Source organism: Salipiger sp. ABN3_019, from assembly GCF_056158605.1.
In genome coordinates, this window is the sequence record NZ_JBSWTP010000006.1 from 32323 (window position 1) to 49204 (window position 16882).

The window sequence follows — 16882 nt, forward strand, 5'->3', positions numbered from 1 at the left end:
ATGGCCGAGACCGAAAATTCGGATGAAACGCTGGAGGTCGCAGAGGCCACCCTTCCGGGCGAGCGGGGCATCTCGTCGTTCGCAGGGGCAAAATCCGCAGGGCTGACCGAGAAGAACAAGAAGCTTCTGGTCGCGACGGGCATCGTGTTCCTCGGGGCAATGGCCTTCCTGCAATGGCCGAGGGACGCCGAGCCTGCCCCGGAAGAGGAGAGGGAGCGTAGGGCCAGCACGATCCGCACCGCGGAAGATTTCCTACCCGCGGAACTTCCGGGGCAGGACGAGACGACATCCGCGCCTGAGCCTGATGAGGAGCCCGCGGCAGCAGAGGATCCCGAGGCGCTCGGACCCATTGAACGCGCGCGTCAGGAAGAGCAGCAGAGCCAGTCATCAGAACCCAGCGAAGCCGAGCAGCTCTTTGAGGCCTCGAAGCGCGCCCCGCTCATGGTGCATGCGGGCACAAGGACCTCAGCTGTGGGAGGCATTGCGCAAGGCGCAGCGTCCGCAGAAGGCGCGGCACCAACGTTCTTCGGCGGGGGAACTGCCGAAGGTGCCGGACGCGAACTCTCAGGGCTGGCCGCGGAACTGGTTACCGGCACGCGCGGGGCCGAGCAGGCTCGAGTGCTGGCCCATCCGAACCTGACGGTCACCCAAGGCACCGTCATCCCCTGCGCGCTCGACACGGCGATGGATTCCACCGCGCCCGGTATGGTGCGCTGCACCGTCACGGATGATGTCTATGCCACCACCGGCGCTGTCATCCTTCTCGACCGCGGCACAAAGATCGTTGGCGAGTACCGGGGCGGTCTGCAACGTGGGCAGAAGCGACTCTTCGTTCTGTGGACCCGGGCCGAGACGCCGGCCGGGGTCATCGTGAACCTGGGCTCGCCCGGCACCGACGCGCTGGGACGCACTGGTTTTGAAGGCGACATCGACACCCAGTTCTGGACGCGCTTCGGCGGCACGATGATGCTGTCGATCATAGATGACGCGCTGATCCTCGCGACCCGCTCGGGCACGGATGACGAGAGCAGCTATGAGAACACGCGCGACGCAGCGCGCAGCCTTGCGGAGACCGAGCTCGAGAGCACGATCGATGTGCCGGTCATCCTGCGCAAGAACCAGGGTGAAGAGGTCTCGGTCATGGTGGCCCGCGATCTTGATTTCTCCAGCGTGTACCGGCTGCGATGATGCAGGTGCGTGACACGGGTCTTGCAGAGCCGAGAGCTGCCAGCAGGGACGTGCCCTCGGCTCTTGCCTCCCACCTGGCACCGCTTGCGCCTTGGCTCGGGCGGAGCGACGTGCTCGAGATCTGCATCAACCGTCCCGGAGAGGTGTTCGTCGAAGACGCCTCCGGAACCTGGGAGCAAGTCTCCGCCCCGGCGTTCACATATTCCTTTTTGCAGGGTCTCGTCGCCACCGTCGGGAGCTGGACGCGCCAGCAGGTCAATGATCAGACCCCGCTCCTGTCTGGCGCCCTGCCGGGCGGCGAGCGGATTCAGATCGTCCTGCCGCCCGCGGTGCCCGACGGCACGATCAGCATAACAATCCGGAAGCCGGCCCAGAAGAGCTACACGCTCGACGATCTGATGGCCCAGGGCATGTTCGAGGCTATCAAAAGCTGTTCGACGGACGGCGGGTTGAGTGCGGAGGACGAGCGCCTTATTTCACAGCACCGCGACGGCAGCTGGCCGGCGTTCCTGACCTCGGCCGTGCGGGCGAAGAAGAACATCCTCGTCTCTGGCGCCACCGGCTCGGGCAAGACCACGTTTTCCAAAGCGTTGCTCCCACTCATCCCGGCGCACGAGCGGCTGATCACGATCGAAGACACGCTCGAGTTCGACCTGCCGCATCTGAACGTGGTGCGGCTGATCTACTCCAAGGGGGAGCAGGGCCCGGCGCGCATCACCGCCCGCGATCTTCTGGAAAGCGCCCTGCGCATGCGCCCGGACCGGATCTTCCTACAGGAGCTGCGGGATGCCGCGGCCTTTTACTACCTACGGAACGTCAACACCGGCCACGGCGGATCGATCACGACGATCCACGCAAACTCTCCCGCGCTCGCCTTCGAGCAGATGGCACTTCTGGTCAAGGAAAGCGACGCCGGCCGGGATCTCAGTCGCCGCGAAATCAAGGAGATGCTGATCCACATGGTCGATGTCGTCGTGCAGCTCAAACGCACCGAGGTGGGGCGCCGCGTCACCGAGATCCACTTCGATCCTGCTCGGAAATTGGGAGGCGGGGCATGATTGTTCAGAACTGGCATCGGCTCGGCACGCCGGCGCGTGCCGCCGCAATCACCGCCGCCGCCGGCATTGGCGTGGTGGGCGGGCTCATGACCTCGGCCTACGCCCTGCAGTGGGGCCTCAACGTTCCGGTGCATCTGCCCCGCGACTTGCTCCTCTGGCCGCGCGCGGCGCTCGCCGGATACACCGATCCCGAGACCCTGAAGTGGGTCAAGCTTGCCGGCTATGCCGGGCTTCTACCTGCTGCTGTCCTGGGAGCGGCTATCCTCAAGGCTAAGCCCAAGCCGAATGTCCACGGGAGGGCCGAGTTTGCCCGCGAGCGCGACATCCGGGGCGCGGGCATGCGCTCGAGCGCCGGTCTGATCGCGGGCTTCACCTCGGCGCGCCCCCACAAGACTTACGGCAAGCCCGTGGACAGATGGGGCAGGGCGGTCGAGCACGGCGGGAAGCTCAAGATCCACAAGGCGGGGCACCTCAACGCCCACAACCTGCTGCTGTATGGCGGGGATGAGCACGTGCTCCTCTATGCTCCGACCCGCTCGGGGAAGGGTGTCGGTGTGGTCATTCCGAACCTGCTGAACTGGCCAGGCTCCGCTGTCATTCTCGACATCAAGAAGGAGAACTGGGCACTGACCGCCGGTTTCCGTAAGTCGGGAGGGCAGGAAGTCTTCCTCTTCGATCCGCTAGAGCCTTCCGGCAAGACACACCGCTGGAATCCGCTGGCAACCGTACGTCGGGGCACGGAGTTCCAGATTGAAGACCTGCAGCGCCTGGCCGATCTCTTCATCCCGGTGGCGTCCAAGGACCCGTTTTTCGACCGGGCGGCGCAGACCGCCTTTGTCGGCGTCGGTGGCTATCTCGCCGAAGCCCCCGAGCAGCCATTCACGCTTGGGGAGATTTACCGGCAGCTTACGCTGACCCCGTCGTTTGCAAAGACGTTCCGCAACCGCATCGAGGACCGCGCGAAATCTGAACGGCCGCTCTCGGTGCAGACTGTCTCGACGCTGAACGACTTCCTGTCGAAGAGCGAGAATACCTTCGAGAGCGTCAAGTCGACCATCACCGCCAATCTCGGGCTCTTCGCGAACCCCATGCTGGACCGGGCGACCGCGGCGTCGGACTTTGATTTTGCCGACCTGCGGCGCAAGCCGATGTCCATCTATGTCGGCATCTCGCCGAACAACCTTGGCCGCCTCGCGCCGCTGATGAATTTCTTCTTCCAGTCCTGTGTCGATGCGAACATGCAGGAACTTCCCGAGCAAAATCCGGCGCTGCGGCACAAGGTGCTCCTTTGCATGGACGAGTTCGCTTCGGTGGGCGAGCTGCCCGCCTTCAAGCGCGGCATTGGTTATTTTGCCGGCTATGGTCTCAAGGTGCTGACCATCGTGCAGACCCCGGCGCAGCTTGCCGATATCTACGGTCGCGACGGCGCCGATGCCTACATGGACAACTCTGGCGTCAGCATTGTCTTCACGCCCAAGGGGCTGACAGAGGCGAAGAACCTCTCCGAGCGGCTCGGCACTCTGGGTGTCGAGGTGGAGAGCGAGAGCAAGTCCAAATACCTGGCCAATCGCCAGGGCACGACCGTCAGCCAGAGCGAGCAGCGGCGGTCTCTCATGTTGCCGCAGGAACTGCTGCAGATGGACCAGAGCGAGGCCCTGGTGCTGGTCGGTGGCCACCCGCCGATCAAGGCAAAGAAGATCCGCTATTATGCGGAAGCTGCTTTGCTCAAGCGCACGAAGATGCCGGCGCCGCATGTTCCGTCCATTGCTGGCAGCACGCTCGAGCGCGAGCTCGCCTTGGTCAAGGCGCAGAACGCCATGCTGATCGCGCGCCAGGCGGAGATGCAGGAAAAGGTCGATCACATCCTCAGCCTGCAGGCCGCTCATGCGGAGAACATCGCCAACGGCGAACCCGCGGAAGTGCCGATGTCCGACGCGGAGATCGCTGATCCGAGCACGATTTCCTACGAGCGGCTGAGCCTGACGGGACATCAGCAACAGGCAAAGATTGCAGAGCTCAACACCGCCGGAACGATCGGAACGAAAGAAGGCGCCATCGAACTGCTCGAGGCCTTTGGATGCGGCGACATCGCGAACCAGCAGGGCGACGAAAGGGATGACCATGGCTGAGAAACAGAACGAGGTGGGGTTCACCCTTTCCTACGCCGGCAATGACACCGTGGCGCGGTTTGCCACGGCAGCGGAGGCGGGACGGGCATTCTCCGATGCGGATGCGGGACAGCAGCCGCGGGTCATCGAGGCAGTGGGGCAGGGCGTACGCACACTGGCCTCGACCGTTACCATCGGGACAGACGTGCAGAAATCGGTGCCGGCGCTGAAGAGCTTGCCCGAGGTTTCGACGAAGGAGATCGGTTCCAAATCCCGTGAAGGGTTTGGGGAGACCGACCTCGACTTCTGGACCGCGTATCATGAGCGCGTTGCGGAGCAGAAGCGCGAGAACACCGTGAAATTCCGGGCGGCCGAGGTCGCCGCAACAGCGCGGGAGGACCAGGGCGTGGGGGCGATCGCGCCGGACGAGGCCACGAAAGCCCGGGCGGGGGAGGATCGGTTCTCCCTTCCAGCCAGCTACCATGACCGTTTCCTGGTGACGAAGGCCGCGCATCAGCAGGAACTCTATCGATCCTACGAAGACGCCCGCCCGGCAATCAGCGACACGGGCGACCGGCTCAGTACCCGCAACGCAGATCGCGGCACCGCGATGGACATGATCGAGCTCGCGGCGCACCGCGGCTGGCAGAACCTCACAGCCCGGGGTCCGGAAGAGTTTCGCCGCGAGATGTGGATCGAGGGCACGGCGCAGGGCCTGAAGGTCCAGGGTTATCGACCGTCCGAGAAGGATCGCGAAGAAGCCAGTCGTCGGGGGCAGATGCTCGGCGAGCGCGTGCTCGAACGCACGGATGGTGAGCAGATCGAGCGCGGCGGCAGTACAGCAGGGTCGTTGCGATCTGACGGGCCGGCGAAGGACGGAAACGTGGTGCGGATGCCGCGCGCCAACTTCGCCGAGGGGATCACCGGCACGATCACCGAAATCGGCTCTGCACCCTACCGCAATCGCGAAGGCGCCGATCCCGTGCCATTCATCGAACTCACGCGCGAGGGCGGAAAAGCAGAGCGTCTCTGGAGCGTGACTCTGCCGGACGCTGTCGAGAAACATGACCTCAAGACTGGGGATCAGGTGACGCTGTATTCGCCGGGGGTAGAGCCGGTGACCTACAAGACCGTCGACAAGAAGACTGGCCAACAGGTCGAAAGACAGGGGCATCGGCGTCTTTGGGATGCGCGGGATATTGAGCGAGCGGCAGAGATCAATCGGGGCGAGCCGAGTGTCGTTGAGGCGCAGCCACAGGAAAAGTCGGCAAATTCAGCAGAGGAGGGAAGTGGAGTGTCCGACAAAACACGGGAGCAGGAAATGTCTTCAGAACGTCTCGAGGATCGCATCAAGCACTACGAGCCCGGCGATCAGGCTGTCAAAGGCCCTGCCAGCGTGCTGGCGCATATGGACGCGCGGATGCGGGCCGGCGGGGTGTCGGAAAAGGATCGCGAGGCGGCGCGAGAGAATGTCGCCAAGCTCCTGTCGCAGGGGCTGCAGGCTGGCAAGTCGGTGCGGGTTCAGAGCTTGGCGAATGTTTCCAGGGAGCAGGAGAGGACGGCGCAGATTACCGGGCAGGTGGCTGAGAAAGATCGGGGGCGTGGGGTGCAGAAGGGAAAGGAGCGGTGAATGCCGCGCGTGCCGTGGTGGGTTGCGGGATTTCTGAATTGGGTCCTGTCCGCATGCTCTTGGGAGTTGCGGCCTTGGTCTGGCTGGAACTCCAAATCTCGATGCGTTCGGCACTATGCCATTGACGGCGCTTTGGTCCGCGGACCCTAGCTCCACCTGAGGTAGATCTCGCGCCCGTGACGTGCGGCATCAGGCTTCAAAGAGGCGGGGGAAAAGCATCTCGTGCGTCTGACTGGGGAAGCGCAGTTGCAGGGGCGCGCGGGGCGTGGTGGATCCCAGCACCCCATCATCGGTGAGTTCCTTGATAACGGCGCGTGCGGTGCGCGGGGCCACGCCCAGGATGGCCGCTGCATGGCCGCGGTCAACTTCGCCCCGAACGAGGACTACCCGCAACAGATCGGACGCGCCGGCACGGAAGTCGCGGCTTGTCGCATAGCGCGCGAGACGCTTGCCCATCCCGTCAAATCCCAGAAGCTCGTCCATGAACTCTACCTGGTCGAGACAAACCTTCAGGAACCAGTCGGTATAGGTGGTTAGTGCCGCCAGGGAGAGATTGCCACGCCCGTCGCGATCGCCCTGCCGAACCCGGTCGGCCAGATGCATCATTGACTTGTACTCGTCGCGCCCGGGTAGACCTCCCTCCAGTCCGCGGGCGAGCCCCCGGGAGACCGACCAGAGGCCGCTGGCACCGATCCCGGCATGATGGGCCAGAGCATGGCTCATGAGCCGACTGACGCGGCCGTTGCCATCGTAGAACGGATGGATGAAGTTGAGCCGGTGGTGGGCCGTGGCCACCGCGAGGATCCGGGCCGTCTGCCCGTGCAGCCAGTCAAGCCGGAAGCGCGCATGGAAGTGATCCATGAAGGCCGGCACCTTGTCATGGGGCGGAGGTACATGCTCGCCGATCTCCACGTCCCCGTCACGCCATTCTCCCGGCACCATGACCACCGGGTGCGCGCCTTCCCGGATCGTCAGGGCGGAGGCGTCGAGGTCCCGGTAAAATTCAGCGTGAAGCCAGCGGATGAAGTCGGGTCCGGTCGGATCCTCGAGCGTGCCGGCTGCGGCCTTCGCATCGATCTGCGCCTGGATGCAGACGTGGGCGGCGCTTTCCTGTTGCAGGGCGCGGCGCTTCGGGTCGGCATCAAAAGTGCCTGACAAGGCGCGCTCAATCTCCCGGGGCCGGGTGTTGTTGCCCTCGATCCGGTTCGAGTAGTAGCTGTTCATCACCCGGATCATTGAGGCAACCTCGGCCAAGGTCTCGGCGGGCAAGTTTCGACCCAGCTTTGTGGCAGCCGTCGCTAAAGCCAGGGCGGAGTCCGCCAGCTTGATCGGCAGATCCTCGATCCGGGCGGGCTCGATTCGCGTTGGGGCGATGATCATCTCGGCCACTCCGGAACTCCATTTCGTGCCACTAAGTTGCTTGTCTAAGTATCTGCAGTATGGAGGCTTATTCAAGTTTATTGCAATTTTATGCCACTAGGGCACGCCACTATTTCCTGCCACTCCGCCCGACCGCTAGAAGTCCCGATGAGGCTTCCCGAGCCGGTGAAGGAGATAAACTACGGCCAGACAGTGCTTTTGCGGCGGGGCCGCGTCCGTGTGGAGGCATGCTAGGTATTGCTCATGGCTTGGAAGCCAGCCGCGGTCACCTTATTTGCAAACAGGGCGGGCAGGGGGCTTGGCCCGATGAGAGGACAAAATGCAGCGCGGCGCGATCCAGCCTTCGGAGCCCAAGGACTACTTTTCTGCAGCGCGGGCACGCGTCGATAATTATGCCAAATCGACCTTCTCCCTCGCGGGCTCGGCCCGGCTGCATCGCAGGGCCCTGGGTTTGGATGTCCTCTGTGCTCCGCTCAACGTGGTCTTGGCGCCCCTTCATGCGCTCCTGCGCCTCATTTCACTCTTGCTGCGCGCGGTGCGCCTGAGACGCGCTGCAGCCCTTTTGAGGCGCGTCCATCTGATCCTGCCCACGCGCACGGCTCGCACGGTGGAGGAGGGGCTTCTCGAGCATGTATTTGCCCTGCCGGACGGTCCGGGACGCTCTATCGCCGATCGCTTCGCCGAGGCTCCTCCTCTTCGAGATGACACTTCCCTCAGCGAAGATGAAACGCGCAGGCGGGCGGAGCCGGCCGCAGCGACTATCAAGACCTAAACCGGCACCCGGTCGGCCGTGGCCGAAATGACCACGGCGCTGCTGACAATCTGCTTCGGGGCCTGGCTGTTCCTTCGCCTGACGCCGGGCATGCTGTCTCTAGCGCCTGCGCTGGCCGATAGCTATGCCATGGACGCCGCGATCGGGAACTTCCCACTCGGGCGTGGGCTGGGCGGCCTCTGGTATGGCGCATTGCCTGTCGGCGCTTCGCCTCTGGCCATTGTCACGGTCGCCCTGATGCTGATCGTATCGGCGGCCGTCCTAACGGCCTTTGCGGGCATCCTTGCCGATCCCGTCCAGACCCGGCTCGGTGTTCACCAGGCACGTCTGCGTCGGTTGGTCACCGCGGTGGAGCGGGATATGTCGGGGTCGGACTCGGTGACCTTCGCGGCGCGCGAACACCTCTATGCGCGGGTCTTCGACATCGCCGATATCGCCGGCGGACTGTTCAGGCACTTCCGCTGAGGTCAGCCTGGATCAGCCCTGAACACGCGTCATCGCCCAAGCACCAAAAGTACCAGGTGTCCGGCATGGGCCCACTCCTCGTTGGAGCGAGCGGTAGCTTTGCGTGGCCTTTTCCTTCCGAGCATCTTCTGGACGATCTCGCAGTCTTTAGACCCAATGCCGTTAGCCTTCCCCTGCCCAGTTGGGGTACCCCGCTTGGTCGCGAACTCATTCCTAGAGCTGATGATCGCGGAATGGGCTGACTGGGCACGGCAGACCTCGTTACATATTTCGACGTTATCCGCAGCACAGCGATAGAGCGGGCACATTCTAAACTCCATTGCGACAATTCCCTATCTTGCTGGACAGGAAGGAGGACGGATGATGGCGGACACAGAGTCAGTCCTTCGTGGCCGGCGCAGTATCGAAGAGATGCTGAACGCAAAGCTGCCAGTCAGTAGGATTGCCGCTGAACTCGGCCGTCACAGGTCCAGCGTCTACCGAGAGATCAAGCGTAATGGTTTTGTCGCTGACGAGCTCCCGGAGCTGAACGGCTACTATGGTGTCGTGGCGCACAAATCGGCGACTGAGCGTCGTGCAGGGCGACGCAAGCTCAACTGGCTTCCTGCCTTGCGCGAAGCCGTAATCGACCGTTGAAGGAAGGTTGGTCTCTGGACCAAGCAGCATTGGGCTCTGCCTGTGCTGCGTGTTTTTTTAACCACGGCCTCGGCCGCGGTTGCGACCGCTTGCGATCCCCGGACGCCCCAGCGCGAGCCCGGGCCCGGCTTTGCTTTCGGCAGCCGGCGGCCTCGAAAGAAAACCCCAGGAAACATGGACCTTTCGCTGCTGATTTTCCGGCGAGGTGGAACACCTGTTGACAGCGCGCCGCCTTGCCGTTCTTTTGTAGGACAAATAAGGAGGAGAGTCGGATGCGGGTCACTGCTGCCATCCATCGCGCGTTTGAAATCGCACAGATTGACGACAGGCTGTATGCCGCGTTCATCGAACACATGGGCCGGGCCATCTATTCCGGCATCTACGAGCCGGGGCACCCACAGGCGGACGAGCATGGCTTCCGCCGGGACGTGGCGCAGATGGTGCGGGACCTGAAAATCCCCGCCATTCGCTACCCGGGCGGCAACTTCGTTTCGGCCTACAACTGGGAGGACGGGATCGGGCCGAAGGAGGATCGTCCGGTGCGGCTCGACCTTGCGTGGCGCAGCAAGGAAAGCAATCAGGTCGGGATCAATGAATTCGCGATCTGGGCCGAAGATCTTGGCATCGACATGATGCTGGCGGTCAATCTCGGCTCGCGCGGGATCTCGGACGCGCGCAACTTCATGGAATACGTCAACCACCCGTCCGGTACGCATTGGTCCGATCTGCGCCGCAGCCACGGCGTGGAACAGCCCTACAACGTGAAAATGTGGTGCCTTGGCAACGAGATGGACGGCCCTTGGCAGATCGGCCACAAGGAAGCCAAGGAATACGGCCGCCTTGCCGACGAGACCGCCAAGGCGTTGCGCCAGCTCACTCCCGGTGCCGAAATGATCGTTTGCGGTTCGTCCAACGACGAGATGCCGACCTATCCCGACTGGGAGCGCGGCGTGCTCGAAGAATGTTACGAGAACGTCGACTACATCTCGCTGCACAAGTATTTTGGCAACTCCAGCAACGACACGCTGAACTTCTTCGGCAAGGTCGAGGAGACGGGCCGCTATATCCAGTCCATCGCTGGGGTGATCGACTTCGTTAAGGCCAAGAAGCGCGCCAAGAACGACGTCTACATCTGCTTCGACGAGTGGAACGTCTGGTACCACAAGCGTCAGCAGGATTCTGAGAACTGGAAAAGCTGGGACTGGCCGGAAGCGCCGGAACTGCTGGAAGAGGATTACAATTTCGAGGACGCGCTGTTCGTCGCCTGCCTGCTCAACGAGTTCATCCGACGCTCGGACCGGGTGAAGATCGCCTGTATCGCGCAACTGGTCAATGTCATCGCGCCGATCCGCGCCGACAAAGGCGGCAAGGCTTGGCGGCAGTCGATCTACTGGCCCTACCAGCTTGCCTCGCTTTACGGGCGCGGTACCGCGCTGCGGGTCTCGGTGGACGCGCCGACCTATGACTGCGCGGTGGCCGACGATGTGCCGTATCTCGACGTGGCGGCGACCCATGACCCGGCGGGCGGCACCGTCACTTTGTTCATCGTCAACCGGCACCTGACCGAAACCGCCGATCTGCGGCTGGCGCTGACCGGCTTCGAGGGCGCGTCGGTGCTGGATCATCAGGTGATGGCGGGCCACGATCTGCGCGCGACGAACGGGCCAGACAGCGAGGCCATCGCCCCGGCGCAGGGCAGTGGCGTTGCAGTCGAGGACAGCACGCTTGGCGGCTCGCTCGCGCCGCTGTCCTACCATGTCGTCCGGCTTAAGGTGTAAGCCATGTCGGGCGTGAAGCTAACAGGCGTGAAGAAATCCTTCGGGGCGCATGATGTCATCAAAGACGTGTCGCTGCAGGTTCCGAAGGGGGAGTTCGGGGTCTTCGTCGGCCCCTCGGGCTGCGGCAAATCCACTTTGCTGCGGATGATTGCCGGGCTGGAGGAAAGCAGCGGCGGCACCATCGAGATCGGCGGGCGCGACGTGAGTCATGTGGAGCCCGCCAAGCGCGGCGTCGCCATGGTGTTTCAAAGCTACGCGCTCTACCCGCACCTGTCGGTGGCCGAAAACATGGGCTTCTCGCTGCGTCTTGCCCGTGCGCCGCGCCACGAGCGCGAGGAAAAGGTGCGCGAGGCGGCGCGGATCCTGCAACTGACGGATCATCTCGACAAGAAACCTTCGGCGCTCTCGGGCGGGCAGCGTCAGCGCGTCGCCATCGGCCGCGCTATAGTGCGCGAGCCCGAGGTGTTCCTGTTCGATGAGCCGCTGTCGAACCTCGACGCCGAGCTGCGGGTGCAGATGCGGCTCGAGCTGACGCGGCTGCACCGGCAGATCGGCGCGACGATGATATATGTCACCCATGATCAGGTCGAGGCGATGACTCTGGCCGACGACATCTTCGTGCTGAAGGGCGGCCACGTGATGCAGGCCGGGCGGCCGCTGCATCTCTATGACGACCCCGACAACCGCTTCGTCGCCGGGTTCATCGGCTCTCCGGCGATGAATTTTGTCGACGCCGTGGTCACCGGCAGCGACACCGGCTCTATCACGGCGCAGGCCGAAGAGGGCGTGCTGCGCGCGGCGCTGCAAGGGCCGAAACCAGCCGAGGGCAGCCGCGTTGTGCTGGGCGTTCGGCCCGAGCATCTCGCCCCGACTGAGACTGGCGGCTTGCCGGTGACGGTGGAGGTGGCCGAGGAGCTAGGCGGCAATTCCTATCTGCACACGCGCTCTGCGACGGGCGCGGACATCGTATTCGAACGGCGCGGGAGCCGCGACCGACTGGAAGGTCAGCGGCTCAATATCGGGGCGGAGCCGGACAAGGTTTTTGCCTTCACGCCCGAGGGGCAGAGGCTTCGATAGGGTCTGCTGGAGGGCGGACCCAAACAGGACGAGGCGCCTTTCGCCTCACGGTCAAGGAGGAGGACCGAATGAAACTGAAGACATTGGCACAGGTCTCTGCAATCGCGGCGCTTGCCGGTATCGGCATGCCCGCCTTCGCGCAGCAGACCGTCACGTGGTGGGATTTCTTTGCGGGCGGCGACGGCGTGCGCATGAAAGCGCTGATCGAGGAGTTCAACGAGGAACACCCCGACGTGCAGATCGAGGGCACCACGCTGGAATGGGGCGTGCCCTTCTACACCAAGGTGCGCACGTCCGCCGCCGTGGGCCGCGGCCCGGACCTGATGACCTATCACCTCTCGCGCATGCCGCTCGGTCTCAGCGAAGGGGTCCTTACCCCGATCACCGATGCCGATCTCGAGGCGGCGGGCCTCAGCGAAAGCGATTTCTTCGCCAGCTCGCTCGACGCGGCCAAGGGGCCTGATGGCACACTTTACGCAGTGCCCTTCGATATCCACTCCATCGTGCTCTACTACAACAAGTCGTACCTTGAGGGGACGCGCTTTCTCGACGAGGAAGGCCAGTTGACCGGCATCGAGAGCCTCGCCGATTTCGAGGAAGCGATGCAGGTCGCCGCCGACAATGGCTCGGAAAGCCCGGTCACCTATGCCACCGGCGACGACGGCGGCACCTACCGCGTGTTCTACACGCTGCTTTCGCAGCTGGGCGGTACGCTGATCTCGGACAACGGCGAAGTGCTGCCCGGCGACAGCGCCGAGAAGGCCGTGCAGGCGGTCGAGATCATGACCAACTGGCACGAGCGGGGCTGGCAGCCCGAGCAGGCGCTTTACGAGGCTTCGGTGGCGCTCTTCACAGCAGGCAAGTCGGCGTTCCAGCTGAACGGCGTTTGGGAAGTGCCGACGATGAAAGACCTCGAAGCCAGCGGTGACCTCGGCTTCGAATGGGGGGCGGTGGAGATCCCCAAATTGATGGACACCCAGACCACCTGGGCGGACAGCCATGCCTGGGCGATCCCGGTGCAGGGCGACGAGGAGATGGCTCCCGAGAAGCGCGAGGCGGTCATGCAGGTGATCGGCTGGATGGAAAAACACGCCATCCAATGGGCCGATGCGGGTCACATCCCGGCTTACAAGCCGGTGGCCGAGAGCGATGAGTTCAAGACCATGGAGCCGAACGCGACCTACTCGTCGCTGGCCGATGGTGCGACCTATGATCCGCGCAGCGAAGTCGCCGGCGTGGCCTCGCCCGCTTATGACGCCGCCGTCAACATCATCTCGCCCGCCATGCACGGCTACCTGTCGCCCGAAGACGCGGTCGAGCAGGTCAAGTCCGAGCTGGAAAGCCGGATGAACTGAGGCGCCCCCTGCGCCATGGCCCCCGCGCGCGCATCGGCACGGGGGCTGAATACCCCTCTGGGAGGAGAATTGATAACATGGCCATGATCCGGAACCGGTCACGGCACAGGCTGGTGGCATATTCGCTGATTCTGCCCTTCGTGGCGATTTTCGCGCTGGTCTTCGCCTATCCGGTGATCGAGGTGGTCCGCATGAGCTTCACCGACGCCCCGCTGATCGGCGGCGGCGAATGGGTGGGCCTCGACAACTACGCGCGGCTGCTGTCCGACAAGCCTTTCTACAAGTCGCTGGTCAACAACGGCTACTTCGTGCTGCTGACGGTGATCCCGACGACGGTGATCGCCCTGATCATCGCGCTGGCAGTGAACCGGCTGTCGGGGCGCATGCAGGCGCTGGCGCTGGTGATGTTTTTCATGCCCTATGTGCTACCGGTCTCGGTCGTCACGCAGATCTGGGCTTGGATGCTCGACTTTCAGTTCGGCATCCTGCAGCCGGTCATCGAGTTTTTCACCGGCAAGCCCGTACCCGTCTTCAAAAACCCCTTCTGGGTGATGCCCGCGGTAGCGGTGGTGACGATCTGGTGGACCAACGGCTTCAACGTGCTGCTGTTTCTCGCCGGTCTGCGCAACATTCCCGGGGAGCTTTACGAGGCGGCCAAGCTCGACGGCGCGACGCGCAAGCAACTGTTCTTCAAGGTGACATGGCCGTTGCTCTGGCCAGTGACCGCGCTGGTGCTGACCCTGCAATTGATCCTGCAGCTGAAGATTTTCGACCAGATTTATCTTCTGTCCGAAGGCGGGCCGTTCAACTCCAGCTACGTGCTGCTGCTGATGGTCTACCGCGAGGCCTTCCAGCTGAACAATGGCGGCTACGCGGCGGCCATCTCGCTTGTGCTGTTCTTGATCATCGTGGTGATCTCGGTACTGCAATTCCAGATCCTGCGCATCGGGGGGAAGGACAAATGACCCGGCAGAGACGTTTCGAAAACCTCGCCCTCACGGGAACGACACTGGTCGCCGGGCTGATCTGGATCTTCCCGCTCTACTGGGCCTTCGTCACCTCGATCCGCTCGGAGAACCGGGTGGTGTCGGACTCGGCGGGGTTCTTCCCGGATGAGTTCAATCTGTCGTCCTACGTGGATGCGCTGTTCAATACCTCGCTGGTCGATTGGTACATCAACTCCATCGGCACCTCTGTGATCATCACCGCGGTGGTGCTGCTCACCGGCATGATGTGCGCCTATGCGCTCAGCCAGATGCAGTTCGCCGGTCGCCGCCTGCTCTACGGCGTCGTTTTGGCCAGCTTCATGGTTCCGGCGCAGGCGCTGGTGGTGCCGCAGTTCGTGCTGATGAACGATCTCGACCTGATCAACCGCTGGGGCGGGATCATCCTGCCGCAGCTGGTCGTGCCGGTGGTGATCATTGTCTACAAGCAATTCTTCGACGCGGTGCCCAAGGAGATGAAAGAGGCAGTGGTGCTCGACGGAGGCGGCGACTACACGCTGCTCTTCAAGGTCTACCTGCCGCTCAACTGGGGCATCACCACGGCGCTCGGCATCATCACCTTCATCATGAGCTGGAACGCCTTCCTTTGGCCGTTCCTCGTCATCACCACCGAGGACATGATGACCATTCCTGTCGGAATTACGCAGGTCAACGACGCCTTCGGCGTGGCCTACGCGCGGATCATGTCGGTGGCGCTGCTGGCGGCCGCGCCGGTGGTCATCGCCTATCTGATCTTCCAGAAACGCGTGACCGAAGCCGTGATGATCTCGTCCGGCGTGAAGGGCTGAAGCATTCCGTATCCTCCCGGGTGCCGCGGTTCCCGGACTGTGCCCCGCCGCTTGTCGGTGGGGGCATTTTTTCCGCTGGATGCGGATATTGAGACGCGGGCATTTTGTGAAAGCGCAGGTGCACGGAGGCCTGCACAGTGGGGGACCCGTGGGGCAGTTCAGATCTTCAACGTTGGCAGCCCGAGATCGAAGACCGTTGTCCCCTTGGAATCGAGCAGCGCCGTGTCCACCAGTTCGGTCATCAGGCGGCGAGCGCCCACCGGGTCGCGGTTCTCGATCCTTTCAAACACGGCCGCATGTTCCTCGACCGGGTTGCGGGTGTGCGGATTGGACATGTCGCGGTACCGAAACGCGGTGGTATGCGCGACGGCAGCGGTGATCCCTGCCGCCAAAGACAGAAGAACCGGATTGTGAGAGCTGATCAGGATGGCGCGGTGAAAACTGGCGTCGGCATTGTGCCAGCTGTCCTCGGTCATGTCGCAATATCGCATGGCATGCAGCGCGTCGCGGAAGAGCTTAAGGTCTTCCTCGCTGCGGCGCTTTGCGGCGAAGGCGGCGGCGGGCGGCTCAATCATCGCCCGCATCTCGTAGAGCGCACGGATATACCAATCGGGCGGCGTGCCGCTCTCGAAGCTCCAGCGCACAACGTCGGGATCGAGGAGCGACCATTGCTCGTGCGGGGTGACCCGGGTTCCGCTGCGGGTGCGCGTCACCAACATGCCTTTGCCCGCCAAGCGCCGCAGTGCTTCGCGGTAGGCGCCACGCGAGATACCGGTCTGGGCCAGAAAATCCATCTCTTTCGGGATCGGCTCGCCCGCGGCGACGACACCGCTGACGATCTGGCGCCCGAGCCAATCGGCAATGGACTCGTTCTTGCGCTTTTCCGGCGCAGCGAGCGTGTCAAAGGCGACCTCAGCGGTGTTTGATTTGTCCGACATATAGAGACATTAGCCTGCGCCAACGCGGTGTCAATTGGCGTAGAGCCAATGCGGTAAAAAGTATAAAGAAAATTATATGTGTTTTGACAAGCAGGGTCAGAATGAGCGCCAGGACCCTCCAGATAGATTATGCCCTATCGTGGGCGCGTATCTTAAGTAAAGTTTAAAAGCGGGGAAACTCTGAAACCGCAGTAACGCGAAACGTGCGTAGTTCATCGGTTCTGAGATCAAACGTACCTAGAACTTATTTTGGCCTTATCCGAACCAACTCGGCACATTCTAGCACGGTCGCGTCTGTCAAAGTGTTCAGATCAGGTGCTTTTGGGGGCCGGCGCAGGGCTGCTTTGCCAAGCGCCCTTAATGTAGTTGCCAACCGCATGCAGAGAATGGATAAATTAGCGCTTGCAATATGTTACTCACGCGCCCGGAGCCCAGGCGGGTTCAGTGCACGCCGTCGGCTGAGAGTTTCGCTAAGGCGACGAGCCGTCCACCGAGGAATGGACGGGCTACGACCAGCTGCCATGCGGGGTTGAGGTGATTTATCGCGCGACCACAGCCACTACGGCCCGAAGCCCCAGAGGGTCGGCATTCGGATAGATTTGGGAACGGTCGCGTTCCGCGCATTCTATCCAGGCGGAGACCATGCAGGAAGGGCCAAGCGCCGCCGTCGCAGTCGGCTCAGGTTGCAGGCTGGCGGAGCTTCCT

11 protein-coding genes and 2 pseudogenes are annotated in these 16882 nt (G+C 63.1%); 11 read left to right on the forward strand and 2 right to left on the reverse strand.

Going from position 1 to position 16882, the window contains the following annotated elements; genetic code table 11:
• From virB10 to ACXAD2_RS06560, 4 genes are read left to right on the forward strand one after another with little or no spacing between them, the layout of a single operon-like run.
• Positions 1–1188: a type IV secretion system protein VirB10 gene (gene virB10 / locus ACXAD2_RS06545; RefSeq protein ID WP_475168403.1), complete on the forward strand. Its 1188-nt coding sequence runs from the start codon at positions 1–3 to the stop codon at positions 1186–1188.
• Positions 1188–2246, forward strand: coding sequence for a P-type DNA transfer ATPase VirB11 (gene virB11 / locus ACXAD2_RS06550; protein ID WP_475168406.1), 1059 nt, complete (start codon positions 1188–1190; stop codon positions 2244–2246). Before virB10 ends, virB11 begins: the two co-directional genes overlap by 1 nt.
• Positions 2243–4375, forward strand: coding sequence for a type IV secretory system conjugative DNA transfer family protein (locus ACXAD2_RS06555; protein WP_475168408.1), 2133 nt, complete (start codon positions 2243–2245; stop codon positions 4373–4375). Before virB11 ends, ACXAD2_RS06555 begins: the two co-directional genes overlap by 4 nt.
• Positions 4368–5984 carry an LPD7 domain-containing protein gene (locus ACXAD2_RS06560; protein WP_475168409.1) on the forward strand — a complete coding sequence of 539 codons (1617 nt, stop codon included), beginning with the start codon at positions 4368–4370 and terminating at the stop codon, positions 5982–5984. Before ACXAD2_RS06555 ends, ACXAD2_RS06560 begins: the two co-directional genes overlap by 8 nt.
• A gap of 189 nt (positions 5985–6173) precedes the next feature.
• On the opposite strand, the gene ACXAD2_RS06565 is transcribed toward ACXAD2_RS06560, so the two are convergent.
• Positions 6174–7364 carry a Fic family protein gene (locus tag ACXAD2_RS06565; RefSeq protein ID WP_475168865.1) on the reverse strand — a complete coding sequence of 397 codons (1191 nt, stop codon included), beginning with the start codon at positions 7362–7364 and terminating at the stop codon, positions 6174–6176.
• Between the two features lie 319 nt (positions 7365–7683).
• Here ACXAD2_RS06565 and ACXAD2_RS06570 point away from each other — a divergent pair.
• The 7 genes and pseudogenes from ACXAD2_RS06570 to ACXAD2_RS06600 all read left to right on the forward strand — a co-directional run bounded on the left by ACXAD2_RS06570 (position 7684) and on the right by ACXAD2_RS06600 (position 15239).
• Positions 7684–8601 (forward strand): annotated as a pseudogene (locus tag ACXAD2_RS06570) (DUF6635 family protein).
• A gap of 363 nt (positions 8602–8964) precedes the next feature.
• Positions 8965–9266: pseudogene (locus ACXAD2_RS06575) on the forward strand (helix-turn-helix domain-containing protein); the annotation flags it as partial.
• A 243-nt stretch (positions 9267–9509) separates the two neighbouring features.
• The gene (gene arfA / locus ACXAD2_RS06580) at positions 9510–11015 is read left to right on the forward strand and encodes an arabinosylfuranosidase ArfA (RefSeq protein ID WP_475168415.1); all 1506 of its coding nucleotides are present in this window, start codon (positions 9510–9512) and stop codon (positions 11013–11015) included.
• 3 nt (positions 11016–11018) lie between these two features.
• The gene (locus ACXAD2_RS06585) at positions 11019–12092 is read left to right on the forward strand and encodes an ABC transporter ATP-binding protein (protein WP_475168419.1); all 1074 of its coding nucleotides are present in this window, start codon (positions 11019–11021) and stop codon (positions 12090–12092) included.
• Between the two features lie 68 nt (positions 12093–12160).
• A complete protein-coding gene (locus ACXAD2_RS06590; protein ID WP_475168422.1) occupies positions 12161–13447 on the forward strand; it encodes an extracellular solute-binding protein in 1287 nt (428 codons plus the stop codon).
• A 77-nt stretch (positions 13448–13524) separates the two neighbouring features.
• On the forward strand, positions 13525–14412 hold the full coding sequence (locus ACXAD2_RS06595; protein ID WP_475168425.1) for a carbohydrate ABC transporter permease: 888 nt from the start codon (positions 13525–13527) through the stop codon (positions 14410–14412).
• Entirely contained in the window at positions 14409–15239 is an 831-nt protein-coding gene (locus ACXAD2_RS06600; protein WP_475168427.1) for a carbohydrate ABC transporter permease, read from the forward strand. Before ACXAD2_RS06595 ends, ACXAD2_RS06600 begins: the two co-directional genes overlap by 4 nt.
• Positions 15240–15397: 158 nt before the next feature.
• On the opposite strand, the gene ACXAD2_RS06605 is transcribed toward ACXAD2_RS06600, so the two are convergent.
• Positions 15398–16177: a FadR/GntR family transcriptional regulator gene (locus ACXAD2_RS06605; RefSeq protein WP_475168430.1), complete on the reverse strand. Its 780-nt coding sequence runs from the start codon at positions 16175–16177 to the stop codon at positions 15398–15400.
• Positions 16178–16882: the final 705 nt, after the last annotated feature.